Origin of the sequence: Paenarthrobacter sp. OM7, from assembly GCF_029873575.1 — a bacterium.
Classification (GTDB): domain Bacteria; phylum Actinomycetota; class Actinomycetes; order Actinomycetales; family Micrococcaceae; genus Arthrobacter.
In genome coordinates this window covers 1,401,741-1,424,962 of the sequence record NZ_CP123579.1, presented here as the reverse complement: position 1 = coordinate 1,424,962, position 23,222 = coordinate 1,401,741, and the positions used below count along the sequence as shown (strand labels likewise).

29 protein-coding genes and 2 tRNA genes are annotated in these 23,222 nt (G+C 63.5%); 3 read left to right on the top strand and 28 right to left on the bottom strand.

Going from position 1 to position 23,222, the window contains the following annotated elements; all coding sequences use genetic code 11:
* Positions 1-279 precede the first annotated feature (279 nt).
* The 18 genes from QEH68_RS06640 to QEH68_RS06555 all read right to left on the bottom strand — a co-directional run bounded on the left by QEH68_RS06640 (position 280) and on the right by QEH68_RS06555 (position 10,756).
* Positions 280-2,826 (bottom strand): phage/plasmid primase, P4 family, encoded by a 2,547-nt coding sequence (locus QEH68_RS06640; protein ID WP_280627462.1) that lies wholly within the window; start codon positions 2,824-2,826, stop codon positions 280-282.
* A 133-nt stretch (positions 2,827-2,959) separates the two neighbouring features.
* Positions 2,960-3,088 carry a hypothetical protein gene (locus tag QEH68_RS06635; protein ID WP_280627461.1) on the bottom strand — a complete coding sequence of 43 codons (129 nt, stop codon included), beginning with the start codon at positions 3,086-3,088 and terminating at the stop codon, positions 2,960-2,962.
* Positions 3,085-3,516 (bottom strand): hypothetical protein, encoded by a 432-nt coding sequence (locus QEH68_RS06630; RefSeq protein WP_280627460.1) that lies wholly within the window; start codon positions 3,514-3,516, stop codon positions 3,085-3,087. Before QEH68_RS06630 ends, QEH68_RS06635 begins: the two co-directional genes overlap by 4 nt.
* Positions 3,513-3,782 (bottom strand): hypothetical protein, encoded by a 270-nt coding sequence (locus tag QEH68_RS06625; protein ID WP_280627459.1) that lies wholly within the window; start codon positions 3,780-3,782, stop codon positions 3,513-3,515. The genes QEH68_RS06630 and QEH68_RS06625 overlap by 4 nt, the downstream gene beginning before the upstream one ends.
* Positions 3,779-4,873: a hypothetical protein gene (locus QEH68_RS06620; protein ID WP_280627458.1), complete on the bottom strand. Its 1,095-nt coding sequence runs from the start codon at positions 4,871-4,873 to the stop codon at positions 3,779-3,781. Before QEH68_RS06620 ends, QEH68_RS06625 begins: the two co-directional genes overlap by 4 nt.
* Complete coding sequence (locus tag QEH68_RS06615) at positions 4,870-5,439, bottom strand: hypothetical protein (protein ID WP_280627457.1); 570 nt, start codon at positions 5,437-5,439, stop codon at positions 4,870-4,872. Before QEH68_RS06615 ends, QEH68_RS06620 begins: the two co-directional genes overlap by 4 nt.
* A gap of 43 nt (positions 5,440-5,482) precedes the next feature.
* Positions 5,483-5,575, bottom strand: a tRNA-OTHER gene (locus tag QEH68_RS06610).
* 63 nt (positions 5,576-5,638) lie between these two features.
* Entirely contained in the window at positions 5,639-6,454 is an 816-nt protein-coding gene (locus tag QEH68_RS06605; RefSeq protein WP_280627456.1) for a DUF2303 family protein, read from the bottom strand.
* Positions 6,455-6,457: 3 nt separating this feature from the next.
* Positions 6,458-6,808, bottom strand: a complete 351-nt coding sequence (locus QEH68_RS06600) for a hypothetical protein (RefSeq protein WP_280627455.1) — start codon at positions 6,806-6,808, stop codon at positions 6,458-6,460.
* Positions 6,809-6,983: 175 nt separating this feature from the next.
* Positions 6,984-7,454 carry a hypothetical protein gene (locus QEH68_RS06595; protein ID WP_280627454.1) on the bottom strand — a complete coding sequence of 157 codons (471 nt, stop codon included), beginning with the start codon at positions 7,452-7,454 and terminating at the stop codon, positions 6,984-6,986.
* Positions 7,455-7,528: 74 nt separating this feature from the next.
* On the bottom strand, positions 7,529-8,428 hold the full coding sequence (locus QEH68_RS06590) for a hypothetical protein (protein ID WP_280627453.1): 900 nt from the start codon (positions 8,426-8,428) through the stop codon (positions 7,529-7,531).
* Between the two features lie 24 nt (positions 8,429-8,452).
* Complete coding sequence (locus QEH68_RS06585) at positions 8,453-9,256, bottom strand: hypothetical protein (RefSeq protein ID WP_280627452.1); 804 nt, start codon at positions 9,254-9,256, stop codon at positions 8,453-8,455.
* Positions 9,253-9,459, bottom strand: a complete 207-nt coding sequence (locus QEH68_RS06580; protein WP_280627451.1) for a hypothetical protein — start codon at positions 9,457-9,459, stop codon at positions 9,253-9,255. Before QEH68_RS06580 ends, QEH68_RS06585 begins: the two co-directional genes overlap by 4 nt.
* On the bottom strand, positions 9,456-9,842 hold the full coding sequence (locus QEH68_RS06575) for a hypothetical protein (RefSeq protein WP_280627450.1): 387 nt from the start codon (positions 9,840-9,842) through the stop codon (positions 9,456-9,458). The genes QEH68_RS06580 and QEH68_RS06575 overlap by 4 nt, the downstream gene beginning before the upstream one ends.
* A gap of 19 nt (positions 9,843-9,861) precedes the next feature.
* Positions 9,862-10,005 (bottom strand): hypothetical protein, encoded by a 144-nt coding sequence (locus QEH68_RS06570; protein ID WP_280627449.1) that lies wholly within the window; start codon positions 10,003-10,005, stop codon positions 9,862-9,864.
* On the bottom strand, positions 10,002-10,199 hold the full coding sequence (locus tag QEH68_RS06565) for a hypothetical protein (RefSeq protein ID WP_280627448.1): 198 nt from the start codon (positions 10,197-10,199) through the stop codon (positions 10,002-10,004). The genes QEH68_RS06570 and QEH68_RS06565 overlap by 4 nt, the downstream gene beginning before the upstream one ends.
* 4 nt (positions 10,200-10,203) lie before the next feature.
* On the bottom strand, positions 10,204-10,419 hold the full coding sequence (locus QEH68_RS06560) for a helix-turn-helix domain-containing protein (RefSeq protein ID WP_280627447.1): 216 nt from the start codon (positions 10,417-10,419) through the stop codon (positions 10,204-10,206).
* A gap of 70 nt (positions 10,420-10,489) precedes the next feature.
* A complete protein-coding gene (locus QEH68_RS06555) occupies positions 10,490-10,756 on the bottom strand; it encodes a helix-turn-helix transcriptional regulator (protein ID WP_280627446.1) in 267 nt (88 codons plus the stop codon).
* A gap of 229 nt (positions 10,757-10,985) precedes the next feature.
* On the opposite strand from QEH68_RS06555, the gene QEH68_RS22525 reads away from it, so the two are divergent.
* From QEH68_RS22525 to QEH68_RS06540, 3 genes are read left to right on the top strand one after another with little or no spacing between them, the layout of a single operon-like run.
* Positions 10,986-11,264: a helix-turn-helix transcriptional regulator gene (locus QEH68_RS22525; protein WP_348537384.1), complete on the top strand. Its 279-nt coding sequence runs from the start codon at positions 10,986-10,988 to the stop codon at positions 11,262-11,264.
* 3 nt (positions 11,265-11,267) lie between these two features.
* The gene (locus QEH68_RS06545) at positions 11,268-12,599 is read left to right on the top strand and encodes a site-specific integrase (RefSeq protein ID WP_280627444.1); all 1,332 of its coding nucleotides are present in this window, start codon (positions 11,268-11,270) and stop codon (positions 12,597-12,599) included.
* Between the two features lie 5 nt (positions 12,600-12,604).
* Positions 12,605-12,955, top strand: coding sequence for a DUF6221 family protein (locus tag QEH68_RS06540; RefSeq protein WP_280627443.1), 351 nt, complete (start codon positions 12,605-12,607; stop codon positions 12,953-12,955).
* Positions 12,956-13,392: 437 nt separating this feature from the next.
* On the opposite strand, the gene QEH68_RS06535 is transcribed toward QEH68_RS06540, so the two are convergent.
* The 10 genes from QEH68_RS06535 to QEH68_RS06490 form a co-directional block, all read right to left on the bottom strand.
* A tRNA-Leu gene (locus tag QEH68_RS06535) sits at positions 13,393-13,466 on the bottom strand.
* A 21-nt stretch (positions 13,467-13,487) separates the two neighbouring features.
* Complete coding sequence (locus tag QEH68_RS06530; RefSeq protein ID WP_280627442.1) at positions 13,488-14,408, bottom strand: N-acetyltransferase; 921 nt, start codon at positions 14,406-14,408, stop codon at positions 13,488-13,490.
* Positions 14,409-14,529: 121 nt separating this feature from the next.
* Complete coding sequence (locus tag QEH68_RS06525; RefSeq protein WP_207596780.1) at positions 14,530-15,984, bottom strand: FAD-dependent oxidoreductase; 1,455 nt, start codon at positions 15,982-15,984, stop codon at positions 14,530-14,532.
* A 38-nt stretch (positions 15,985-16,022) separates the two neighbouring features.
* A complete protein-coding gene (locus QEH68_RS06520; protein ID WP_280627441.1) occupies positions 16,023-17,414 on the bottom strand; it encodes a S8 family serine peptidase in 1,392 nt (463 codons plus the stop codon).
* Positions 17,411-18,367, bottom strand: coding sequence for a Ppx/GppA phosphatase family protein (locus QEH68_RS06515; protein ID WP_280627440.1), 957 nt, complete (start codon positions 18,365-18,367; stop codon positions 17,411-17,413). The genes QEH68_RS06520 and QEH68_RS06515 overlap by 4 nt, the downstream gene beginning before the upstream one ends.
* Positions 18,364-19,047, bottom strand: coding sequence for a DUF501 domain-containing protein (locus tag QEH68_RS06510; protein ID WP_280627439.1), 684 nt, complete (start codon positions 19,045-19,047; stop codon positions 18,364-18,366). The genes QEH68_RS06515 and QEH68_RS06510 overlap by 4 nt, the downstream gene beginning before the upstream one ends.
* Positions 19,048-19,115: 68 nt before the next feature.
* Entirely contained in the window at positions 19,116-19,856 is a 741-nt protein-coding gene (locus tag QEH68_RS06505; RefSeq protein ID WP_207596777.1) for a septum formation initiator family protein, read from the bottom strand.
* A 132-nt stretch (positions 19,857-19,988) separates the two neighbouring features.
* A complete protein-coding gene (gene eno, locus QEH68_RS06500; RefSeq protein WP_207596776.1) occupies positions 19,989-21,269 on the bottom strand; it encodes a phosphopyruvate hydratase in 1,281 nt (426 codons plus the stop codon).
* Between the two features lie 116 nt (positions 21,270-21,385).
* A complete protein-coding gene (locus QEH68_RS06495; RefSeq protein ID WP_207596775.1) occupies positions 21,386-22,081 on the bottom strand; it encodes a MazG nucleotide pyrophosphohydrolase domain-containing protein in 696 nt (231 codons plus the stop codon).
* The gene (locus tag QEH68_RS06490; protein ID WP_207596774.1) at positions 22,059-23,201 is read right to left on the bottom strand and encodes an adenosine deaminase; all 1,143 of its coding nucleotides are present in this window, start codon (positions 23,199-23,201) and stop codon (positions 22,059-22,061) included. The genes QEH68_RS06495 and QEH68_RS06490 overlap by 23 nt, the downstream gene beginning before the upstream one ends.
* Positions 23,202-23,222 lie beyond the last annotated feature (21 nt).

Sequence of the window (23,222 nt, the reverse complement as noted above, 5' to 3'; positions counted from 1 at the left end):
CGTAGGCGTATGCGCCCGCATCAGCTTGATAAGTCAAATCTCGTGTCACTGTGTCACTAGTAAGGTTGCTTAGGACTTTAGTGACATAACTTTCGTTGCTTGTCCTACGGGCGCGCGCACGTAGGCTATCCGACGAAAGTTGTGTCACTCGTGTCACTCCCCTGATTTCACGCGGAGAATTTGCTGTCACTCGCAGACCGTCCTGGGCATGGATGGATGCCTGAAATGGGCATGCGGGTGCCTGGGCGTGCTGGGATACGGCGCCGTATGTCGAGGCCACTACCAGCCTCCTCGGTCGCCGTCGTGGTCATCCTGTTCGGTCTTTGCCGAGAGCAGAGTGACGCCGCCGTATCGTCGGGTGCCTCCGGTTCCTCGGGGCGCTTGTGGGCCTGTCAGGACGCCGTGGCGGCTGATCTGGGATTGGAACGCGCGTCCTCTGAGGGGTGTTTCGCCGTTGTCGAGGCACCAGCGTTCGTAGGCTGCCCTGATGGCTGAGACGTCGGTTGCGAGGTGTGCTGCGGCGTCGCCTGGGTGAAGGGTGCATTCTTCTTCGAGGAACCTGCCGACGGTGTCCACGGAGTGTGCGTAGTCGGCGGTGGCTGCTTTGACGCCTGCTGGCTCTTGGAGGCCTTTGGCTGCGTAGGCTGCGGCTCCACGGGCTATCCATGCCATGACGGCTGGGCCGTGGTCGCGGGCGAGGATTCCTTGGAGGTCGTCTATGCGTTTGTCGTCGGGGACGGTGTGGGTGAAGGGGATGAGGCGTAGGCGTCTCCAGAATGAGTGTCCGCCGGATTCAACGGCTGGTTGGTGGTTGCCGAGGAGCCACAGCTGGTGGGTGGGCGTGAACGTGAAGTCGTCCTGGCGCATGAAGCGTGCGGTGAGGGTGTCGCCGCCGGCCAGCAGCTTGACCTTGGCTTCGTCGAAGCGGTCGGTTTCGTTGACTTCGGAGCAGATGACGAACCGGACGCCGGCGAGGCGGGCTATCTCGGTGGTGTGGGCTGAGTAGTTGGTGGCCATGAGGAACCCGTTGGGTGAGGTGGTGGCGTAGTCGCCCAGGACGGCGCGGATGGTTTCAAGCAGCACACCCTTGCCATTACCGCCGCCGCCGTAACCGAACGGCAGGAGGTGTTCGCGGACCTCGCCGACGGCCGAGTAGCCGATGAGGCGTTGCATGTAGCCGATGAGCTCCTCACCTTCGGGGAAGGTCTGGGCGAGGAAGGTGTCCCACATGGTGCCGTCCGCGTTGAAGTCCGGGGCGCAGGTGGTGATGCGGGTGTGGAGTTTCGCCGGGTCCGGTGGTGAGAGTCGGCCTGTGCGGAGGTCGATGATTCCGCCGGGGGTGTTGAGCTCCCAGGGGTGGGCGTCAAGCATGTCGATGGTGACGGTGATGCGCGGGTCCGTTTGCGCCTGGGTGAGCATGTCCGAGGTGCCCTTGGCCGAGAGTGCCCGGCGCTTGTGGTTCTGGGCCTCGGTGCCAGCTTCTGGCAAGGCCCTTGCAATAGCTTTCGCGTACTCACGGGCGGCTCCGCCGGTGCCTTGCTGCCACTGCCACACATTCCCTGACCAGGCGAGCCAGCGGCCACGGTCGGAGCAGTACCGGAGCCGGTCGCCGTATTCGTCGATGAGTGCCTGGGCGTTGCCGTCGTCGGACCGGGCAAGGGTTACTGTGTCGCGGTGGTCGTCCAGCTGGTGCACGGTCGCGAGTGCGTTGTTCCCGGCCGTCTGCATAATTTCGGACGGTTGGTGCATATTCGGGGTCGATGAAACGGTAACCGGGGGTGTTGTGACGAGTTTTCCGGGCAGCGGCACGCGAACGGGCCGCTGCGGTTCGGATCCATGGCCGGCCTTGCGGAGTGCGGATGCTGCTGCGGCGTGGTCCCCGCGGTGATGCAGGAGCGCGTAAGCCCCGAACTTCGTGTACGGGGTTTCCTGCTCGAACTCGGTAGAGGACGTGAACACGAACAGGCGGTCGCGGTCTTCAGCGTTTCCTGTGGTGGCTGAGATGCCGAGGTTCTTCCCGGGCCTGCGCCAGTAGGTGGTGCGTCCGGAGGTGAAGAGCTTCGTCCAGCCTGCCGGGCCGAGGATGTCCGGCCAGGTGGTCTTGTTCTCGTAGTCGTCCCCGGGCATGATGCCGTCCAGGGGATCCCGTTCAACAGGAGTGACGTTGAAGGTGCCTTGGGTGGTTTCCTCTGGCATGGGTTCGTGAAGAGTGCCGAGGATGGAGTGAAATGCCTCGCGCTCGTCTGGGGTGATGGTTGGCATGGTTTCCGGTCCGCCGGCCACTCGCACCCAGGGCTTCCCGGACGGGTGGACAGTGCCACCTGATGGAGCCATGACAACGAACCCGCCCTCGGAGCGCGTCTCGGCAAGTACTTGCTTGCGCTGCCTGGGGTTCGCCGCCAGCTCTGTAGCTGTGGACGGGCGGGAAGCGAGCTTGGTGTTGCCAGGGAACTTGAAGTTCTCCGGGTAGGCGATCTTGTAGAACCAGTGCCATCCGCCGGATGGTGACTGTTCGAGCCAGCCGTTGCAGAGCTTGGCCCAGAGGTCGCCCATGCCGGAGTCGGTGGCGAGTTGGGCGATTTCTGGGAGGCGGTCGGCGCCGCGGCCTTCGACTTCGGCCATTTCGACGTTGCCGCTGATGGTGCCTGTGATGATGCCGACGCCGTAATTGCCAGTCGTGAACCATTCGGCGAGCTTGGTGTTGGAGGCGCGGAGTTCCTGGTATTCCTTCCAGTTGCCGGCGGGGCGTTTGGTGCCGTCTGTCATGACGGGTACGACGGACAGTCCTGCTGCGGCGAGTTGCTGGGCTGCGGTGAGGGTGCTCAACTGGCGGTCCTTTGTTCTTGGTTCGGTTTGGGGCAGGTGCACCGTTGCGCTCCCCCACTTTCGTTCGTGGTGATCGCTTCGCAGCGGGCCTCGTGGGTGCGGTGGTGGTGCCCGCATCCTTGGCAGTGGGCCATCAGTCAGCGCCGGCGTCTGTGGTTTCGGCGAGGACGTCGGCCAGCTGCTCCGCGGTGAGAAGTGACAGATTTCGGGCCAGCTGCGGACAGCAAGTGCTGAGCTGCTCCACCCGTTCCGCCGGCGTCATGGTTCTATGTCTTCGAGGTTGGGCAGGACCTTCTCAGTCCGGTCTTTTGCCTCATAGGGAACTGTGTAGCCGAGCTTTTCGGCCAACTGCCGGCGGGCTTCCATGTGACCTTGCCAGCGGTAATAGTCGGCGACGTCGCCGCCGGAGTTCCTTGCTGCGGTCACGTACTCGCTGCGCTGATTGATGAAGGCGAGGACCTCGGGTGACGGAACGACGGCGGCTTTTGCTGCGGCTTCGAGGTCGCGAGCAAACAGTGGCGGGTTGACCGTGCCGTAGTCGTCCCCGATGATCTCGCCGTCGCCGAACCAAGCGACGAACTCAAGGATTCGCTCGGAGGCTTTGTCAGTCGGCGGAAAAGGGTTCTGCTCGTCGTGTTCGTCAACTTCGGGTGACTGGCAAGCGCCGTCGGTGCGGCCACGGTAGATCATGCTGACTCCTCGATTGCGGTGGTAAGTAGGTGCTTGGCGAAGGCCGCGTTTACCGCGGTGATGGTGGCGGGGTCTTCGGCCGGGGTGAAGGTCTCGACCTCCCAGGTGCAGCCGGTGCAGGTGTGGACGTTGTTGCCGCTGATGAGGCGGTGGTTGTGCACGTGGTCCGGAATCAGATCGAGGGGCTGGTCTGATTCGAAGGCGCGGCCGCAACGGCAGCCGGTGAGGAATCGGCGGATGTTGCCGGTGGCGATGGGCTTGCTCATGCTGCTCGTTTCCTGCTGGCCTTCCGGCCGTTGTCGCGGTTGTCGGTCTTGACGAGGGTGACCAGCTCGCCGCGGCCCATGCGGTGCAGCTGGCGTTCGATGGACTGCCAGGGGTTGCCGAGGCGTTCGGAGATTTCGTCGATGCTGGCGCCGGTCTTGTGCATGAACTCGACGTCTTCGGCGATGGTGTCGCGGAGCTTGAGCTTGGTCCCGAACTCCGGCTGAGCGTCAGGGTTGTCGATTGTTTCGTCATCCCATGCCAGGGGCGGTGCCCAGCCGCGGGCCTTCGCGTGGTTGCGGGCCCTCGTTGCGGATGTCTTGCTGTGCCATTCCACGCCGGTCTGTGGCTGGTTCCAGAGCTGGTTGTAGAGGTCCCGGACGGCGAGCGCTTTACGGACGGTGCACTTGTCGGCGTTCATGAAGGTGCCGAAGTTGCGACGGCTTATGCCCAACTGCTCGCACAGCCGGTTTTGTGACCAGCCGATGGCCACGAGGGCTTGGAGTCTGCGGATGGTGCCGCATGAGTCGATGTAGCGGTTGGGTGCCATGTTCTCCATGGACGGCTGGATGGCCAGGATCTTCGCTGCTGTGTCCTTATGGACGCGGCGGTAGGCAGTGTGCCCGCGTTCAGTGCGCCCGTAGACGACGGCGGAAATCGTGGAGTGTGCCATCCCTGCGATTTTGCCGAGACGCTTCATGGAGACACCGGCTTCCATGAGTGCCAGGATGTGGGCGCGGACTTCGGTGGCGTCTACGCGGCCGGTGTCGTAGCGTCCGAAAGCGATCTGCTTGTTCCTGTTGCTCTCCGCCTGGGTGGCTGCGTCGGTGCAGGGGCGGCAGCGGCACTTGTCGACAACGTAGGCGAGACGTGTGCCGTGGACGTGGTTGGCGATTTTGCACTGGCAGTCACGCTTGACGCCTTCCCGGGTGCGGCGAGCCTCTACCCGGGCAGCGCGGTCCTGAATCTCTCGCTGGCGTTCGCAGGAGTGACGCGCAAGCGACTTGGCTGCGAGACCCGGAGTGCGGGCGGTTTTGGTGAAGCCGCATTCGTGGGTGACGGTGGTTTCGATTTCGGGGACGCGGCGGCTCATGACTGGGCCTCGGCTTCCTTGGCGACGTCTTCGAGGTGAATGGCGTAGACGTGGGCGTAGTTGGCGAGGGTGGAGTTGGTGTTTCCGACGATTTCCATGAGCTGCCCGGGGCGGGCTTTGGAACGGATGGTGTCCTGGACCTTCTTGGCTGCCTTCTCTGCTTCTTCGCGGAGGGCGAGGATGGTTGCCAGGGAGACGCGGAGGGTTTGTGCTTTGAGGTTGCGGATCTCACTGACCTGAGCCCAGCGGTTGGTGTAGCCGTCGCCCAAGTACTTCGACAGGTGCAGGTCTTTGATGGTGCCGTCCTGGTTGTGGTTGACCTTGACGATTTCCCATACGGTCTTGCCGCTGCCGAAGGTGCAGGTAGCTCCCATGACTGGGGTTTTCAGCGGGATGCATCCGCATTCTTCACGGACGTCAGGGAGCGAAAGGCCAGCGATTGACGCGTCCATTTCAGCGTCAGTCACATCGCCGATGTTGCGGTTGCAGCCGTTGCAGTAACGATGAACGTGGATGGTCCGGCTGCCATCAGGGTTGACAATCGTGGGGGTGAAGTTGCGAGCCATTGCTGTGGCTCCTTTCGGTTGGTGGTGAGGTTGGTTGTCGTGGTGGTGGGCCTGCCCGGATTCGAACCGGGTCCCGTCCGTCGCCGCCTGAAATGGGGGAATTGGAGCTTCGGGTAGTGGGTTGCCTATCAGGCCCTGTTCTGGCACAGCCCCAGGCGCACGGGCCAGGTAACGAGGCTGTGCCAGGTGATGCGGCTGGTTAGCCTGCGATCAGGTAGAGGAAGTCACGCTGTGCGGCGTACTCTCCTACTTCTCTTGCGACGCTTTCGAAAGCGTCCTCGATGACCTTCTCGGGGTCCTGCAGCTTGAAGCCAAGGCTTAGTTCCTTGCCGTAGAGCCGGTACCGGAATAGGGCCTCAACCTTGTACTGCTCGCCGCCCTTGAACGGGCGCAGACCGAGAGTGATCTTTTCCGGGATGGTCAGCTGACCCACAGCGCCAGCGGTTGCCGTGGTGGTTTCGCGGTACCCGAACTGGACGTTGCCGTCGGAGAGACGGGTGCCGGACTCGAATTCCACGCCGCGCTTCACCTGGAGGGACTGGGCAATTTCGAGAATCTCGCCGCTAGATGGGTCGAAGATGTCTTTTGCGTTGTCCTCTATGAACTCGGCGAACTCGGTCTGGGAGATGAGTTTGCCTGACAGTGCTGCCCAGCGCTGCCACTCCGGCGACTTGGTCAGACGCAGCGTCACCGAGTGGTCTGCCCAGCCGGGGTGCTCATCGTCGCCGGCGTTGACGATGGCGGTGAAGATGCTCTGCGTGACGTTGGCGGTGACTTCGGTTTCGCCGCTGCGGCCATGCTTGTCCAGGTACTGCTGGAAGGACTCGAAGTTGGCGACGATGTTGACGCCCTTCTTGCGCAGCGGGGTTGTTGCGTAGTCGAGGGTATCGATCTGCTTTACTCCGCCGTCGCTGGTGGCTACGAGGTATAGCTTCCCTGCCTCCAGCTCGGAGGGCTCGTGCGCTTGCTGGGCGAGTTCGGCGACAGACGCGGCCTCGGTGCGTTCTTCGGTCATTGTTTAGTTCACTTCCTTGAGCTGGCGGACTTCGGCGGGTGCGGAGACGTCGCGGAGTCCTTCGAGTTCGGGCTGGTTGGGGTTGGAGCGGGACAGGTTGCCTGTGCCGTCCTTGAAGTAGATGCGGGCGCCGCGGTCGTGTTCGGGGACCTTGACGGTGACGTTGTCGCTGATGCGGAAGATGCCGGATGCTTTCTTGTCCGGTTCGACCTTGATGACCAGGGTGATGGAGCCGGCCTTGCCGGTGTCTTCGACGGCGGCGATTACCTGGTGTAGGCCTTCGGTGAGTTCCTCATGTGCCCGGCCTTGCTGGGCGAGGAAGTCTGCGAAGGGTTTGGCGTGCTGTTCAGTCACGGTTCTTCCTTTACGAGTGCGGGGTTCCTGACGAATGGGTTAGGTGCTGCGACTGCCTGTGGTGCTTGTTCTGTACGGGGTGGGAGGTCCGGCCAGTGGTTTGGCTGGAAGGCGATTGCTGCCGCCTGCTCGTGAAACTCCCGCTGTGTAAGTGGGAAGTTCTTGTGCGGCCCGCTCACAGGTCGACGGGAACGGGTGCTGCCTTCTTGACTGAGGGCATCCGGACGGACGTGAACCCGCGAGCAACAGAGGCTTGGAGATAGCCGCCCTCGATAATCCCTGCGAAGTTCAGCGCTTCGAGCAGGCGACGATATTGCAACCAGGTCAGTTCCTTGTCGAGGTAAAGATGGAAGTGTCCCGGGGTAGATGAAGGAATCGCTGAGACGGGGAAGTCAACATCAAAGACCGGCCGGTGCAACGGGACTGTGTCCCCGATCTTCTGGCCGGTGAGCGAGAGTACAACTTCCGCGTCATCAGGTTCGTCGACGAACTCAGTGTCAGCGTCGTAGTCACCCTCGGAAGCAAGGTGTTTCAGCTCTTCATCAGTCAGGTCGCCGTCCTTGTTGTAGACAGGTTCGGTACGGACCGCGAGCTTCCCCAGCTGATGGTTACGGGCGAACTCAGGGAGTTCTTCTCGTGTAGGCATTCTTTTTCCTTTGGGTTGAGGTTGGTTGCGGTGCCCGGCCGACTGCTTGACCGGGCACCGCGGGTGGTTGGTGCTTAGCTGATGGAGCGGATAGCTGCGATGGCCGCGTGAGGCGCTCCGGTGGTGGCGTTGATGGTGTTGTCATCCATGCCCTGGGCAATGAGCGCCTGGATCTGCACGGCGTCCACTCCCCCGCCTTGCTGAGCGGGGGCCTGCTGCTGCACCGGAGCCTGCTGGGCCTGCGGCTGCTGGAACTGCTGGACCGGAGCTGCCTGCTGCTGCGGTGCGATTTCCCCGGTGTTGGTGTTCACCTGGACAGGAGGCTGGTAAGCCTGCTGGGCCGGCGGGACTGCCTGAGCTGGCGCTGCCTGTGGCTGAGTCCATGCCGGAGCCTGCTGCACTGGCGGCTGCTGGAACTGCTGCACTGGAGCTGCCTGCTGCGGAGGCGGGTTGAACTCGTTGTACTGCTGTACCGGCGCCTGCTGTGCCGGCTGGGTCTGCGGCTGTTGGAACGCTCCTCCGCCGGGTGCCGGCGGCTGGTACTGGGCGGCGTACAGCTTGCGGGGGTTCTGCGGGTTCTGTGACTGGGGGTCGAAGCCAGTGAACGTCACCGCGAGGAAGCCGCCGGGCAGAGGCGTTGGGGCGCCAACAGCTTCGCAGGCGTCCATGATGGCGGCGAGCTTTCCGCCGGCTTTCTGGTTGACCGTGACGATGTCGGTGCGAAGGCCGGTGTCCTCCGGGTCCTGCGGGTCCCGTTCCTGGGTCTGGAAGGTGATCCAGACTTCCATGACCGGATCGCCGGACGGCCAGAAGTCGAGTTCCCTCTTCGCCTGGGGGTTGGGGTTGAACTTGGTGGCCTGCTTCTGGTCACTGATTTCGGTGATGACCCCTGCTACGGTGTCGCCGGGCTGCTCGAATTTCTTGAACTTGCTGTTGCCGCGCTTCTTGAAAGCGTCGAGTCCGTTGCCGTTCATTTGCTTGGTTCTCCTGTTACTTGGTTAGCGTCGTGCGAATGGGTTGGTTTGCTGAAGCTGGGTCACTCTGTTTTGTGGGGCGCACCAGTTGCAGAACCGGTCGTCACAGGGCGGGTAGAGGCTGAGTGCCTGTTCCAGTCCGATGGCTTTCTGTAGGCCGTCGAGCTGGTTCATTCGGGCCAGCGCGTTGAGGGCGATGGTCTCGTTGTAGGGCTCGGACCAGACGTAGGAGTCGGAGAGTTCGCCGTCCCTGGGGATGAAGAAGATCATCACCAGATCGACCTTGAAACCCTCGATGTCCCAGCCCCGCCCGTACAGGTGGGCTTGGGTGCGGTACTGGTTACTTGGACCCTTGGAGCGGTAGTGCTTGAGTCGGCTTGGACCGACGAACTTCCAGTCCCCTACGGCGTGGCCCCAGGTGTCGAAGAGGTCCGTGGATCCTGTGTGGTCCTCGCCGCTGATCTGACCGACGACTACGGATTCCTCGCACAGCCAGCGGTTCTCTTCGGAAGCGCCGGCGGATGCTGCCTTCTTGAACCAGCGTTCCTGCTGGTCGTGGAGGGCGGTGCCAACCTGCGGCTTCCATGCGGGCCCGCGGGGAGGTTCCGGTGTGCGTGCCAGCTTGTGCAGGATTGCCCTGGTGCAGTCGATCCCCATTTCTGAGGGTCCGATGCGCTTCTGGAGGGAGCGCGGCTGGTTGACCATCTCCTCGATCATGATGTCGAAGGCCTGGTCCGCGATGCTCTTGGCCCGTGCCCCAAACTCGTGGTCCGCGTCGAGGTAGTAGGAGTGCTTGTGCCGCACTCCCTCCGCGTTGACCAGGGTCACTGGTCGTCTCCGCCGAAGCCCCACAGGTCGCCGGCGTTCTCGTCGCCGTCGTTGATGCTGACGGTGATGGTTGACCCTTCCTCGTCGATGACGGCGGACATCTTGTGGTCCGTGTTGGCCGTGACGTGCTTCATTGCTGCCTGGACGTCAGGCGATTCCTCGGGGCAGGAGTCGCAGGTCAGCGTTTTCTCGGCGGCGCTCACTTGATGGCAACCTTCGGGTCGCCAGTGCCCTCAACCATGAACTGGTCCTTGAGCTTCGGCGGAAGCGCTGCACTGTCAATCACTGCCTTGTACAGTGCAGGATTCACTTCCACTGGGTAGGACTTCATGAACGCGTCCGCGTCGAACGATCGGTTCGGGTTGGTGATACTCACGGTGATGTTGCCGAACTTGTGCTTCCCCACGGGGAGCAGCTGGCGGACCGTGGCCTTGAGGCTGTCAATCTCGGCCACGTGCTTCTTGGCCTCGGCGGCGAGGGCTACGACGTCGGCTTCATGCTGCGCGATGAGCGAAGCTACCCAGGTGACTTGCTCTTCGAGGCTGCCGGCAGGGAGTCCATTGGTGGTCGATTCTTCGGTGGTCATGTTGTTCCTTGTCTGAGGTCTAGAACTGGTCGTCGTTGTCGTCGTAAGGGGCCTCGGTTGGCCCGGTCACGACGAGGAGGGTGGCTACGGCCGCGAAGAGAATGAGTACTCCGGCCATGGCCCAGAAGCCGGGGACTTCCCAGAAGGCGTCGATACTGCTCATGCCTTGGCCGGTTTCCCTGCGAGCGGTTCGCGGTGTGCCCGGTACTTGGCTTTGCCCTTGCGGAGCCGTGCCCGTTCGACGGCTTCCTGTCTGCGGTGGTAGCGCTCGGCCCAGTGCTCCATGTACGAGGTGCGGCTGGTGTCAGCACGCCGCCCCGTCCTTGGTGCAGCTTCGGCCTGCGCCCCCGCGCTCATGCGGCTATCCGAGTAGTACGGGCCTCAACCCAGGCGCGGAGGCTGTCGTCGCGATGCGCAACTTCTTCTGACTGTCGGTGCCCAGGTTTACCGTGGGAATCTCGTTGCCGCGGATCCGCTCGTACAGGAAATTGAGCGATACGCCGAGCTGCTTGGCCGCGTCGGCCACGGTGTGCAACGGCAGAGCCGAGGACGGGAGTGTTTCTGTGGAGGTAGACAAGGTATGCTCCTTGGTGAGGTTGGTTTTCAACAGAGTCCCTCGCCTAGTTGCTGCTAGGCGGGGGACTTTTTTATTCGCCGTAGCCAGTGCCTGGGTCAGGTGCGATGATCCGCATGACGGGCACCTTCAGCCATTTGGCGATTTCTTCAAGCTCGTTGATGGTCATGTAGCCATCCCCGTTCAGCCGCCGTACTGCGGTGTCACGGGAGACTTTCAGCTGTTTCGCGAGGTCAGGGATGCTGAGCTGCTTGGCGCCCATCAGTCCCCGGATTTCAGTTGCAGCCTTCTCGGCTGCGGTGGCGGGTGGCTTATTGGGTACTGCTTCCGTGGTTTCCAAGTAGTGCGCTTCCTTCGTGTGAGTACTTCCAAGGGGGTAAACAGGTATGAACCATGCTGGAAACCTAACCCATATAAGTACAGATGACAACTCACAGGGTTAAGTGAGCGTGTTTAAGCTTAATCGCCCTTATATACGTTTATGTGTGTATGATGAGCTAGTTAACGACGCCATATGGGTTAAAACGGGCGTCTAGAGAGCCTTTTGAGTGGGAGATGGGTTAGTGTCTATGAATATGCCGCTAGGAAAAGAAGATAAATCTGGTCCCCTTGCCATTGCTGTGGCCGCTGAGGTGCGCGCAGCCATGGGGCGGGCCCGCGTAAGCGGTAACCAGCTGTCCAAATTGACCGGGATGTCCCAGAACTACATCGCCACTCGCCTCCGCGATGAGGCCGCCTTCACCATCACGGACATTGAGAAGATCTGCGCCGCCTTAGGTGAGCAGGACTACCGTGTCCTGTTCAATGCAGCGATTGATCGCTTGCAAGCAGAGCAGGGCCGGGACTAACCCATGGACAAGGAGGCCCGCCGGCCAAACGGCGAGGGGACTGCCCCGCGGCTACTCCCTGATGGACGCTGGAAGGCATACCTCCGTAACGGCCGAGATTCGAACGGCAAGTTGCAGCGCATCGTCGTTTACGGTGCAACCAGCAAGGAATGCTCCCGGAACCTCCGCGCAGTCATCGCGGATCGCGACAACGGGATCCTCATCAACGGACGTCCGCCCACACTGGGCGAATGGATGCACCACTGGCTTGAGAACATCGCCCCTACCAAAGTGCGCCCGCGAACCCTCGTTGGTTACCGCTCCTACGTGCGCAACTGGGTGGATACTTCCCAAGTTGCCAAGACGCGCCTGGACAAGCTGACTCCTGAGCACCTCGAGCAGCTCTACAAGCCGATGCGCGATGCCGGCCGCTCTGAGTCCACCGTCGCGCAGCTGCACCGCATACTTTCCCGCGCGCTCACTGTGGCTGTCCGCCGCGGACGAGTGGCCACCAACCCGGCCCAGCGCATGGACGCTCCACAACAAGCAGCCTTCGAGCCGGAGATCCTCTCCCCCGATGACGCGCGCAAGCTGCGAGTCGCGGCAGAGAACACCCCTGGCGGCGCGCGATGGCTCATCGCCCTTGCTCTCGGCCTGCGCCAGGGCGAAGCACTCGGCCTCGCCTGGGACAAGATCGACCTCGAAGGCGGACAGCTCCACGTTCACCGTGAGCTGTACTCACTGCCATGGAAGCACGGCTGCCCTGAGTCCGAAGCGGACCCCAGAGCCAAGAAGCCCTGTGGACGTCGGGCCGATCACTGCAAGGACCGACACTCCGGAGGACGGTTCGTCAGCGTGCCGAAGTCGGATGCCGGTAAGCGAACCGTGCCGCTGCCCGAGCAGCTGGTGCCGGCACTCCTGCAGCATCGCGCGGAGCAGCTCCGCGCCCGAACCGAGGAAGGCACGCGGTGGCGAGGATTCACGGCCGCCAGCGGCGAGACGCTTGACCTGGTCTTCTGCCAGCGCGACGGCAACGCCATCCAGTCGTCCAAGGATTGGCAGTCGTGGAAGAAGTTCCTGGCTGCCTCGGACGTGCCGGCTGTCCGTGTGCACGACGCCAGGCACACTGCCGCCACCCTGCTCCTCCTGATGGGCGTGGATGGCCGTGTGGTCATGGACATCATGGGCTGGTCCGTAGCTTCCATGCTCAAGCGTTACCAGCACGTCCTCGACGTCATGCGCGTCGAGGCAGCCAAGAAGATGGGTGCGGCTCTCTGGGCGGCACCAGCTGAACCTGAACCCGAGAACAGCGGCGTCGTCTCCATGGCAGACTTCCGCGCACGACGAAAGGCATAGCCCCCATGACAGAGATAACGGACTTCCTGCTTGCCCGGATAGCGGAGGACGAGCTTGGTGCCGAGGCGGCAAAGGCCGCCATTGCAGGCAGTGGCGGGCCATGGCGTTCCAGCTCGCAAGTGGTGCTTGGCGCCGGCGTGCATCCTGTAGCGACGACGGATGCAGCGTTTCATGCGGAGCACATCGCTCGGTTCGATCCTGACCGTGTCATCAGAGAGTGCATAGTCAAGCGCGGAATCGTCGCCGGGTGGAGCAAGCCTGACTCGTCGACGGGCCGAATGCTCATGGCCGCCATGGCTGCCGTCTACAGCGACCACCCTGATTACAAGCTTGAATGGCGGGACCTCTCGCGGTAGCGAACTCCCGATTTGTAAGTGTTACGGAAGTGGACCTATCCTGCACTGAGCAGAGGTTAAGGCCCCGGTTGGATTTGTTTCCAGCCGGGGTCTTTTTTGTCTGCCCTGTCATTTACGTTGAAGGTTCAAACCGAGGGGGTTTTATTGATGGTTGATCAGATTCGGCCTGTGTTGGGATGCGGGCCGGACGGGTGCACGCAAGCCGTCGTGCGAGGGGAAGGCGAGTTCGGCACCATTGCCGGGCGCGTTGAGGCTGACGGAGGCGAGGTGTGGGAAATCCATTGGCCGGACGGTATTACGGACCTATGGTTTCAGGCATCTAGCAACTAATGGCAACCAAAATGGCAACCACCAGCACGGTGATGGCGCCGCTCGGTTGAAACGGAAATACCCCCGAATCCCTTTGTTCGCAAGGGTTTCGGGGGTATTTCTGTGTGTGCCCCAGGTGGGACTCGAACCCACAACACGCGGATTTTAAGTCCGCTGCCTCTGCCAATTGGGCTACTGGGGCGCCCGCACCATGGTATCCCAGCTACAGCCCGCTGAATGGCCCGGCGTAGCGGAAGGTGCCGCGGACGTCGTCGGGCCATGCGGGAAGCGTCAACAACTGGAAGTGATCGCCCCACATCGCCTCCGGCGGTTGCACACCCACAGAGGCTGCCGGCACGTAACCGAAACGCATGTAGTACAGGGGGCTGCCGAGCAAGGCAATGCCGGGCTCCCCTGCGGCTGTGGCACGGGCCGTCGTCTCCCGCATCAAGGCTGAACCTACCCCGCGCTTCTGAAAGGCGGGAAGCACGCCGATCGGACCCAGCCCCAGCAGTTCCAAGTCTCCGATCCAGCCCCTCGTGCTGATGGCATGCCCCACAATCTCCCCACCCATCTCGGCGACGATACTGAACTCCGGAAGGTACTCAGGGCACTCAAATAGCTTGCGCAGCAGCCCTGCTTCAATCGGCACGCCGTCCACGGGTTCACCGGTTACCGGCGAGACGGAGAAGGCCTGGGCAGTCAGTTCCAGAATCTCGGCGCGGTCCTCGGGACGCTCACTTCGGAGCACGAGACCTTTTCCCAAAAGCCGGAGCACATCCATGGCCCGGCCCGCGTCGGCCGAAGGCACCAGGAGGTGGTCGTGGTGGAAACCCGCCAGGACGTTGCAGCTGATTCCCGCGTGGGTCAGGGCGGCGCTCACGGCGGCCGTGAGGCCCACCGCTTCGAGTGCCGAGTGGACCTGGAGCGTGATCCACGAGGCCACGAAGTCGTAGCTCAGACCCAGCGCATCAGCCTCGTCCCGGCGGAGGACAACCGTAAGGCCCTCGGCCTCGCGCACAGCCGCCTCGATCCCGCCCTCCAGCGGCCTGCCATGTGGCCACAGGGCGTAGACGTAGTCGCCATCGCGGGCTACGGGGTGGAGGGATTGCAGGAGTGTCTTCAGATCGGTTTCACCGGACATGGCAACAGTCTAGGGGCGCAGCAACCCGCCACCGCCGTGGGCACACCTGCTTAAACGCCGACGGCGGCCACTCCCCGAAAGGGAGCGGCCGCCGTCGTGCGTTGACTGCGCCGTGCGTTGACTACTTGGCGGCGGCAGTGACCGGAGTCTTGGCTTCCTCAGCCGCAGGCTTGGCCTCTACAGGTGCCGGAGCGGCAGCGGGCTTGGGAGCGGGCGTTGCAGCGGCCACGAAGGCACCGCGCGGGTTGTCGAGGTCCATCAGCTGCGTGGTATCGCGGCCGGCGAAGAAGGCCAGGATCCAGCCGAAGATCACACGGAACTTGCGCTCAACCGTGGGCATGGCCATGCCGTGGTAACCACGGTGTGCCAGCCAGGCGAGGCCGCCCTTGAGACCGATGCGGCCGAGCAGGTTGATATTGGCAACACCCTTCCACTCGCCGAAGCCGGCCACAGCGCCAAGGTTCTTGTGCTTGTAGTCGTGCAGCGGCTTGTCCCAGCGGGAAGCCCACAGGTTCTTGGCGAGCTTCTTGGCCTGGCGAAGAGCGTGCTGGGCGTTGGGGACGCAAGTGCCGTCCGGCAGGCCCTTGCCCGTGAGGTCCGGAACAGCGGCGATGTCGCCGGCGGCCCAGGCGTTCTCCACGATGCCCTCGTCGCCTGCGATGCGCAGGTCCGGGAGGACGCGGACACGGCCACGGGGTTCCAGCGGGAAGTCGGTGGAGCGGATCATCGGGTTGGCCTGCACGCCGGCAGCCCATACCAAGGTGTCTGCTTCAACTTCCTGGGCCGGGGTCTTGTCCGGGAGGTTGATCAGCTTGAGGTTGCCCTCGGCGCTGTCAAGGGAAGTGTTGAGGAGTACTTCGATGCCACGGCTGCGGAGGTGCTCCACAACCCACTCGGCCTGCGAGGCAGTGACCTCGGGCATGATGCGGCCCATGGCTTCGACAAGGATGAAACGGATTTCTTCCTGGCGGATGCGCGGGTTGTTGCGCACTGCGGCGCGGGCGAGGTCTTCCATTTCGGTGAGGCACTCGATGCCGGCGAAGCCGCCACCCACCACTACGAAGGTCAGTGCCTTGGCGCGCTCTGCGGGGTCGGTCATGGTGGATGCGGCTTCAATGCGCTCCAGGACCTTGTTGCGCAGTGCAACGGCTTCCTCGATGGTCTTCAGGCCAATGCCCTTGTCCGCGAGGCCCTTGATGGGGAAGGTCCGGGTAATGGCGCCTGCTGCGATGACGACATCGAAGTACGGGATTTCGAAGTTGTCGCCGCCATCGGACGGGGCGATGACCGCGGTCCGGTTGGCGTGGTCGATGCTGGTGACGCGGCCCTGGATGAGCTCAGTCTGCTTCAGGTGCTGACGGTGGGAGACGACGGCGTGGCGTGCCTCGATGTTGCCACCTGCTACTTCCGGGAGGAAGGGCTGGTAGGTCATGTACGGCAGTGGATCAACGACGGTGACGATGCCGCCCGCGTTCGCAATCTTCTTCTGCAGTTTGAGGGCTACGTACAGGCCGACGTAGCCGCCGCCGACGACGAGAACCCGGGGACGGTCAATGAGCTCTGGGGTGGTTGCCATGAGTCCAGAGTACAGTACTTTGTGAAAATCTTCACTAACTACGTCCGGGCGGGTGGATCCACTTTCAGAAGCGCGCCCGTTTCGGCCTCCTCGGCCACCGCTGGAGCGTTTTTGGCGACCCTCCTCAATTGGATCGCGGCCCCCGTCACCAGGGCAAGGAACAAGGCTCCAAATCCAAGCACGACGGCGGCCGGCAGGGCGTCGTCGACGGTCGCCGGCGTCTTCGCGGCCGGAACGGTCGGATCGGCGAGCGTGGGTGCTGCGCTGGTGGGGCTCGCCACGGGAGCCTGCGACGGCTCGCTGAAATCTCCCCGGCGGTGGACCCGGATCCAGTCAGCGATGGAACCCAACGGGTTGCTGCTGGTGGCAGCCACCTCATCCTTCAGTGCCGCCTCGGCGTTAAGGATGCCGTAACCGTAGAGGGGGTCCTTGCCCGGAGCTCCCGCGTCCTTGGCCGTGCTCACAATTCTGTTGATGACCTGATTGGCACTCATCTCCGGCCATTTGGAACGGATCAGGGCAGCCACACCGGAAACGATCGGGGCAGCACCGGACGTTCCCGCCCAATCGGCGTATCCACCGCCGGGGATGCCGCCTACCAGCTTCTCGGCCGGTGCGGCGACGCCGATGCTGATGCCCTGGGATGAGGAGTCGACGCTGGCGCGCCCCTCACCGTCGAGTCCGGCGACAGTCAGGACACCGGGAATGGTTGCCGGGGCTCCGACCTGGACGTTGCCGCCCACGCGGTTCCCGGCGGCCGCGACGATCACCACATCCTTCTGCTCTGCATAAAGGAAGGCCGCGTCCCAACTCTGCGGCCAGTCCGGCGAGGTACTGCCCAAGGAGATGTTGATGACCTTGGCGCCGTTGTCCACGGCCCAGCGCACGGCGTCCGGAATCTGCTCCTGGTCCGTTTTGCCACCCGGGTTGGGTGATCCGAGCCAGGTGGAGACGGCCAGGATTTGCGCTTCAGGAGCGACACCGATGATCCCATCCGGTCCCCCTGCAGGAGGGACCGTGGGTGGTACTGGAGGCGGCGCGGACCCCGTTGGTGAAGGCGAGGCCGTGGGTGTGGTGTGGCCGCGCCCGGCGAGCATCGTGGCAACCAAGGTTCCGTGCTCGGTCTTGGCACCAATACTCTTTTGCCCGTTGGGTGCTCCCGCGCCCGAGACGTCCGTCCCGCCCACCACCACGCCTTTGAGGTCCGGGTGGTTGCCATCAATGCCGCTGTCGATGATCGCAACCTTCACTCCGGCACCCTTGGAAACCTGCCAGGCGTTGGTGACACCCGAATCCTTGAGCCAGAACTCTTTGTCGCGCCACGCGTCTGCGGTGGCGGCAGGGGCCGTCAACAGCGCACCGGCCAACGCCCCGCCTGCCAAGACCGTGGCAAGGGCAGCGGAGAGGGTCCGGTGAAAACGCAACGTCATGCCGCGTCCCGGATGCTGAGGGCGATGCCGTCCAGGATGTCGTGCTCGCTGGAGACGGCCGCAGCAATCCTGCCACTGCTGACACTGGCCAGGCGGGCAAGGATCCGGCGCCACACCAAGGCGCCGGCGCCGATGACGTCCACGCGGCCCGGATGCATGTACGGAAGCGCTGCGCGCTCGTCCCGCGTCATTTCCAGCAGGTTGGTGCACGCGTCGGTGATGGTTTCGAGATCCAGTGACGCACCATGGATCCGGTCCGGCTGGTATTCGTCCAGGCCCAACGCGTGGGCGGTGATGGTGGTGATGGAACCGGCAACGCCCACTACGGCCGTGGCGCGGTCAAGCGGTACCGTCTGCGCAGCAAGATCAAGTGCGGCATCGACGTCGGCCTCTGCTGCCGCGATTTGCGCAGCGGTGGGCGGATCGCTGCGAAGGTGACGTTCGGTGAGCCGCACGCACCCGATGTCCACGGAGCGTGCCGCGATGACGCCAGTGGAGTCGCCCAGGACGAACTCAGTGCTGCCGCCACCGAGGTCCACCACCAGGATGGGGTCCTCCCCCGTGGCCGGCAGGACACTGCTGGCGCCGGCGAAGGAAAGCGCCGCTTCCTCGTCCCCGGAAATGACCTCGGGCTCCACACCCAGGAGATCCCGGATGCCGTCCACGAAAACCTGCCGGTTGCGGGCGTCACGGGTGGCGGACGTAGCGGCGAAACGGACGTGCCCGGCGCCGTGCGCCTTGATCAGTTCGGCGTAGTCACGTGTTGCTTCAAACGTGCGTTCCAAGGCCTCGGGTGCAAGCTCGCCGGTGGCATCCACACCCTGGCCGAGCCGAACCACGCGCATCTCACGCACGACGTCGGCCAGCGGGCCCGGCGCGCCGTCTGCTGAAGCATCCGCGATGAGGAGGCGGATGGAGTTGGTTCCACAGTCGATCGCTGCAACGCGGCTCATGCAGTGCCTTCCTGGTGGCCCGGAGTGTCCGTCTTCGGGGTACGAACCGGCGCTGGACGCCCCACGATGTCCGGCAGCCCCTGCGGTCCGTGCCGGCTCAGGTCCCGGGACGGTGCCTCACCGGCAGTGTCCCACGCACCATCGCAGTAACAACGGTCCTTGGTCCACCACTCCGTGATGGCGCCCAGTGCTTCGTCTCCCAGCGGGTTGACTCCCGGCCCAGCAGCCAGGGAATGCCCAACCAGGACGTGGAGGCACTTCACCCTGGTGGGCATGCCACCGGCGGAGATGCCGTCGATTTCGGGGACAGCGCCGGTTCCGGAGCGGCCGGCGATGTCATCGCGGGCCTGGAGGTAGGCCTCGTGGGCGCTGCGGTAGGCGCCCGCCAGGTCCTGGTCGGCCGTGAGGCGATGATTCATCTCGTTCATGAGGCCGCCCGCTTCCAACCGCGACACCGCGGAGGTAATGACGGGGTGGGTCAGGTAGAACGTGGTGGGGAACGGTGTTCCGTTGCTGAGCCGCGGTGCGGTAGCGGCCACCAGTGGATTGCCGCAGACGCACCGCGCAGGGATCTCAACGACATCCCGTACCGGCCTGCCGAGCTGGCGGCTGAGGACCTCAAGATCATGTGCTGATGGCTGGCGGGATTCCTGCGGCTCGGCTGCCGTGTTCTCTTCCACTTGCGCTGCCACCCTTCCTGCCCTTGTTGCCGTGTCCACTGCGGACACGACGGCGGTGGGCACCGCGTCTAGTCAGTTGCCGATCGTCTGATTGACTCCCAGAGGGCATCCACCCAGGGCAGATTTTCCGGGTTTGCAGACGATCCGGAGCCGGTGCGGCCACCCGGCGTGCCGGCGGCTTCTTCTCCCCCAAACACCCAGTAACCTGTTTCACCCGGCATAACCATGTTAATGCGGTCGCGGGCCTGTTGTTTCACGTAGTTGGGGTCCTGCCACCGGGAAAGCTGCTTGTTGAGCTCGGCCTGCTCTGCTTTCCGTCCTGCAATTTCGGCTTCCAGCGCCGAAATTTCGGCGCGCTTTTCCAGGAAAATCTTCACCGTGGGGGCCAGCATAATGGTGATCGCAATCATGACCACTGCCAGCGCCAGCATCCTGCCGGAAAACGCCTTGGCCGGCACTGGATCCAGATCATGGTCAGATGTGGCCTTGGTGCCCGGCTTGCCGGATGCCTTGTCCGTGGGCTTTTGTTGGCCCACGGATGGCTTCTTGCCGGCGGGTGCTTTGGTGCCGCCTGCCGGCGTCGGGGTTTTGGCAGTTATCCGCGGTCCGCCAAACTCGGCTTTGATGACATCGCCGCTACTGGAACCGGAACCTTTTGTCCCTGCACCCTCAGTGCTCTTGGCGGCAGTTCGCGGACTGGCGCCGGTGGCCCGGGTTTCGCTGGCGGGACGGCCCGCGCCGGAGGAACGGCCTGCACTGGAGGGGCCCAGTGCGTCGGCCCTGGGTACCTTTGGACGACGGGTGGCCATGACACTCCTGTAATGCCCGGTGCTTGCCTGGCGGGTTGCTGCGCTTGCTGTTGTTGACCTGGCCCGCGTTAAACAGAACCGGCGGCCATGGTCTTTCCACCATAGCCACCGGTTACGTGTTTTCGCTGAAGGCTAGCCCTTGAAACGCGGGAACGCGCTGCGGCCGGCGTAACGTGCGGCGTCGTCGAGTTCTTCTTCGATGCGCAGCAGCTGGTTGTACTTTGCGACGCGCTCGGAGCGGGCCGGGGCACCGGTCTTGATCTGGCCCGCGTTGGTGGCAACGGCGATGTCAGCAATGGTGGTGTCCTCGGTTTCGCCGGAGCGGTGCGAGGTGATGGTGGTGTAGCCGGAGCGCTGGGCCAGGGAAACGGCGTCCAGCGTCTCGGTCAGGGAACCGATCTGGTTGACCTTGACCAGGAGGGAGTTGGCCGTTGCAGAATCGATGCCCTGCTGCAGGCGGACCGGGTTGGTGACGAAGAGGTCGTCGCCCACCAGCTGGACCTTGTCACCGATGGTATCGGTGAGGGTCTTCCAGCCTTCCCAGTCGTTCTCGTCCAGCGGGTCCTCGATGGAAACCAGCGGGTAGTCGGCAACGAGCTCAGCGTAGTACGCGCTCATCTCGGTAGCGGAAAGTGCCTTGCCTTCGAACTGGTAGGCACCGTCCTTGAAGAACTCGGAGGATGCAACGTCCAGTGCCAGGGCGATGTCCGTGCCCGGGGTGTAGCCGGCGTTCTTGATGGCTTCCTGGATCAGATCCAGTGCAGCGCGGTTGGACGGCAGGTTGGGGGCGAAGCCACCCTCGTCGCCGAGGCCCGTGGAGAGGCCCTTTTCCTGGAGGACAGCCTTGAGGTTGTGGTAGACCTCAACACCCCAGCGCAGGCCCTCGGAGAAGGTCTCGGCACCGATCGGGGCGATCATGAATTCCTGGATGTCCACGTCGGAGTCCGCGTGCGAGCCACCGTTGAGGATGTTCATCAGCGGAACCGGCAGGACGTGGGCGTTCGGGCCGCCCAGGTACTTGTACAGCGGCAGGTCAGCCGAAGCTGCTGCAGCGTTGGCGACGGCCAGGGAAACACCCAGGATGGCGTTGGCGCCGAGCTTGCCCTTGTTGGGCGTGCCGTCCAGGTCGATCATGGCCTGGTCGATGCTGCGCTGGTCAGTGGCGTCGAAACCAATCAGGGCCGGGGAGATCTCGTCGATGACGGCGTCAACGGCCTTCTGGACACCCTTGCCGAGGTAACGGCCTTTGTCACCGTCGCGAAGCTCAACGGCCTCGTGCTCGCCGGTGGAAGCACCGGAGGGAACTGCTGCACGGCCGATCTGGCCGTCGGAGAGCAGGACCTCAACTTCTACGGTCGGGTTTCCGCGGGAATCAAGGATCTCGCGTGCGTGGATGGCATCGATAAGCGCCATGGATGTGCTCCTTATGGGCAAATTACAGGAATGAGGAGGGAAATTCTCAACGTCCTCGTCGCTACTAGCGTAGTCCAGAGTGGCTTAGGTTACGGAACAACTTCCAAAGACCCACGTCATGAAGGCTGGGACTGGCTGTTCTGAAACGATCGAACAGCGGAACGGAGGGCCCGTTCGGCGTCGAGTCCTTGCTCCCGGGCACCGGCCACGACAGTCAGCAGCAGCTCACCGAGCTCCTCTTCCGAGGCCGGGATGACGGGAAGCCCGACGGCGGCCACGGGGCCTTGCGCGTCGACCTTCACCCCTGCGCGGGCTGCCCTATCCAGGGACTTCTGTGCTGCTGCCAACGCAGGAAGGTGCGGCGGGATGCCTTCAAAGGGATCCTTCCGTTCCGGCTTCTCGGCACGTTTGGCGGCGTCCCATTTGACGATGATTTCTTCGACGCTGGCCGGGAAACTCTCCCGCAGGGATCCATCGGCCTTGAAGACGTGCTGGTTCCGCCGGACCATTTTGGCGTTGATGCTGCGCACCACGTCCGCGAAATCGAAGCTGCCGCGCTCCTCGGCGAGCCGGGCGTGGAGTACTACCTGAAGCAGTACATCGCCCAGCTCGCCCAGGAGCTCGCTGTCCCTTTCCGGGGAGTCGCCGGCTTCGATCGAATCCACCACTTCGTAGGCTTCCTCGATCAGGTATTCCACCAGCGATTCGTGCGTCAGCGCACCCATCCAAGGACAGTGCTCACGCAGCGCGGCGATCGTCCCAATGAGCTCCGTGAGTCCGTCGGCGTTGTTAGCCGAGGTTGGCGTAGGCATCGTTGATGTACTCAACCAAGGCTTCGCGTTCGTCCAGCGGCAGGAAGGCTGCCTCGGCGGCGTTGAGCGTCAGTTCAAGGAGGTCATCGAGGTCGTAGTCAAAGGTTTCCACCAGCAGTTCGAACTCGTCCGTCAGGGTGACGCCACTCATGAGTCGGTTGTCCGTGTTGATGGTGACGTTGAAGCCGAGCTGGAACAGCATGTCCACGGGGTGGCTCTCGATGCCATCGCCAAAGCCGGAAACCGCACCGGTCTGAAGGTTGGAGGAAGGGCAGATTTCCAGGGCGATGCCGCGGTCGCGGACCCAAGCCGCCACGCTGCCGATGGTCACCATGCCGACGGTGTCCTCGCCGTCGTCGTCGGAGTTGTCCTCAAACTCCACCGAAATGTCCTCGGCGATCCGGACGCCGTGGCCCAGGCGCAGGGCACGGCCATCGACCAGGGCTGACTGGATGCTCTCCAGGCCCGCTGCTTCACCGGCGTGGACGGTGGCCGGGAAGTTGTTTTCGGCAAGGTATGTGAAGGCGTCCTTGAAACGGGACGGGAGGAAACCGTCTTCGGCGCCGGCAATGTCAAAGCCCACAGCGCCATTGGCACGGTGGCGGACAGCGAGCTCTGCGATCTCCTGGCCACGATCGGCGTGGCGCATCGCGGTGATGAGCTGGCCCACCTGGATCTGCTGGCCGCGCTCGTCAGCAGCATCAACACCGGCTTCAAGGCCGGTCTGGACGGCTTCAACAACCTCGTCCAGGGTGAGGCCCTTCTGCAGGTGCTGTTCCGGTGCCCAGCGGACTTCGCCGTAGACCACGCCGTCCTCGGCGAGGTCTTCCACGAATTCCTTGGCGACCCTGAAGAGGCCTTCCTTGGTCTGCATGACAGCAATGGTGTGGTCGAACGTTTCGAGGTAGCGGACCAGTGAGCCGGAGTCGGCTGATTCGCGGAACCATTCACCCAGCGCAACGGGGTCGGTGGACGGCAGCGTGTGGCCGACCGCCTCAGCGAGCTCGATGATGGTGGCGGGGCGGAGGCCTCCGTCCAGGTGGTCGTGGAGGGAAACCTTGGGGAGGCTCTTCAGATCGAAGTCAAGGGCAGGGGCGGCGTCAAGTATGGGCTCAGTCACGTACTAAGACTAATCCCCACA

Excerpts from the sequence above, each read along its gene's own strand:
- QEH68_RS06635 (WP_280627461.1), bottom strand. The coding sequence starts at position 3,088 with ATGACGCCGGCGGAACGGGTGGAGCAGCTCAGCACTTGCTGTCCGCAG.
- QEH68_RS06630 (WP_280627460.1), bottom strand. The coding sequence starts at position 3,516 with ATGATCTACCGTGGCCGCACCGACGGCGCTTGCCAGTCACCCGAAGTT.
- QEH68_RS06625 (WP_280627459.1), bottom strand. The coding sequence starts at position 3,782 with ATGAGCAAGCCCATCGCCACCGGCAACATCCGCCGATTCCTCACCGGC.
- QEH68_RS06620 (WP_280627458.1), bottom strand. The coding sequence starts at position 4,873 with ATGAGCCGCCGCGTCCCCGAAATCGAAACCACCGTCACCCACGAATGC.
- QEH68_RS06615 (WP_280627457.1), bottom strand. The coding sequence starts at position 5,439 with ATGGCTCGCAACTTCACCCCCACGATTGTCAACCCTGATGGCAGCCGG.
- QEH68_RS06605 (WP_280627456.1), bottom strand. The coding sequence starts at position 6,454 with ATGACCGAAGAACGCACCGAGGCCGCGTCTGTCGCCGAACTCGCCCAG.
- QEH68_RS06595 (WP_280627454.1), bottom strand. The coding sequence starts at position 7,454 with ATGCCTACACGAGAAGAACTCCCTGAGTTCGCCCGTAACCATCAGCTG.
- QEH68_RS06590 (WP_280627453.1), bottom strand. The coding sequence starts at position 8,428 with ATGAACGGCAACGGACTCGACGCTTTCAAGAAGCGCGGCAACAGCAAG.
- QEH68_RS06575 (WP_280627450.1), bottom strand. The coding sequence starts at position 9,842 with ATGACCACCGAAGAATCGACCACCAATGGACTCCCTGCCGGCAGCCTC.
- QEH68_RS06570 (WP_280627449.1), bottom strand. The coding sequence starts at position 10,005 with ATGAGCAGTATCGACGCCTTCTGGGAAGTCCCCGGCTTCTGGGCCATG.
- QEH68_RS06565 (WP_280627448.1), bottom strand. The coding sequence starts at position 10,199 with ATGAGCGCGGGGGCGCAGGCCGAAGCTGCACCAAGGACGGGGCGGCGT.
- QEH68_RS22525 (WP_348537384.1), top strand. The coding sequence starts at position 10,986 with ATGAATATGCCGCTAGGAAAAGAAGATAAATCTGGTCCCCTTGCCATT.
- QEH68_RS06545 (WP_280627444.1), top strand. The coding sequence starts at position 11,268 with ATGGACAAGGAGGCCCGCCGGCCAAACGGCGAGGGGACTGCCCCGCGG.
- QEH68_RS06540 (WP_280627443.1), top strand. The coding sequence starts at position 12,605 with ATGACAGAGATAACGGACTTCCTGCTTGCCCGGATAGCGGAGGACGAG.
- QEH68_RS06530 (WP_280627442.1), bottom strand. The coding sequence starts at position 14,408 with ATGTCCGGTGAAACCGATCTGAAGACACTCCTGCAATCCCTCCACCCC.
- QEH68_RS06525 (WP_207596780.1), bottom strand. The coding sequence starts at position 15,984 with ATGGCAACCACCCCAGAGCTCATTGACCGTCCCCGGGTTCTCGTCGTC.
- QEH68_RS06520 (WP_280627441.1), bottom strand. The coding sequence starts at position 17,414 with ATGACGTTGCGTTTTCACCGGACCCTCTCCGCTGCCCTTGCCACGGTC.
- QEH68_RS06515 (WP_280627440.1), bottom strand. The coding sequence starts at position 18,367 with ATGAGCCGCGTTGCAGCGATCGACTGTGGAACCAACTCCATCCGCCTC.
- QEH68_RS06505 (WP_207596777.1), bottom strand. The coding sequence starts at position 19,856 with ATGGCCACCCGTCGTCCAAAGGTACCCAGGGCCGACGCACTGGGCCCC.
- eno (WP_207596776.1), bottom strand. The coding sequence starts at position 21,269 with ATGGCGCTTATCGATGCCATCCACGCACGCGAGATCCTTGATTCCCGC.
- QEH68_RS06495 (WP_207596775.1), bottom strand. The coding sequence starts at position 22,081 with ATGCCTACGCCAACCTCGGCTAACAACGCCGACGGACTCACGGAGCTC.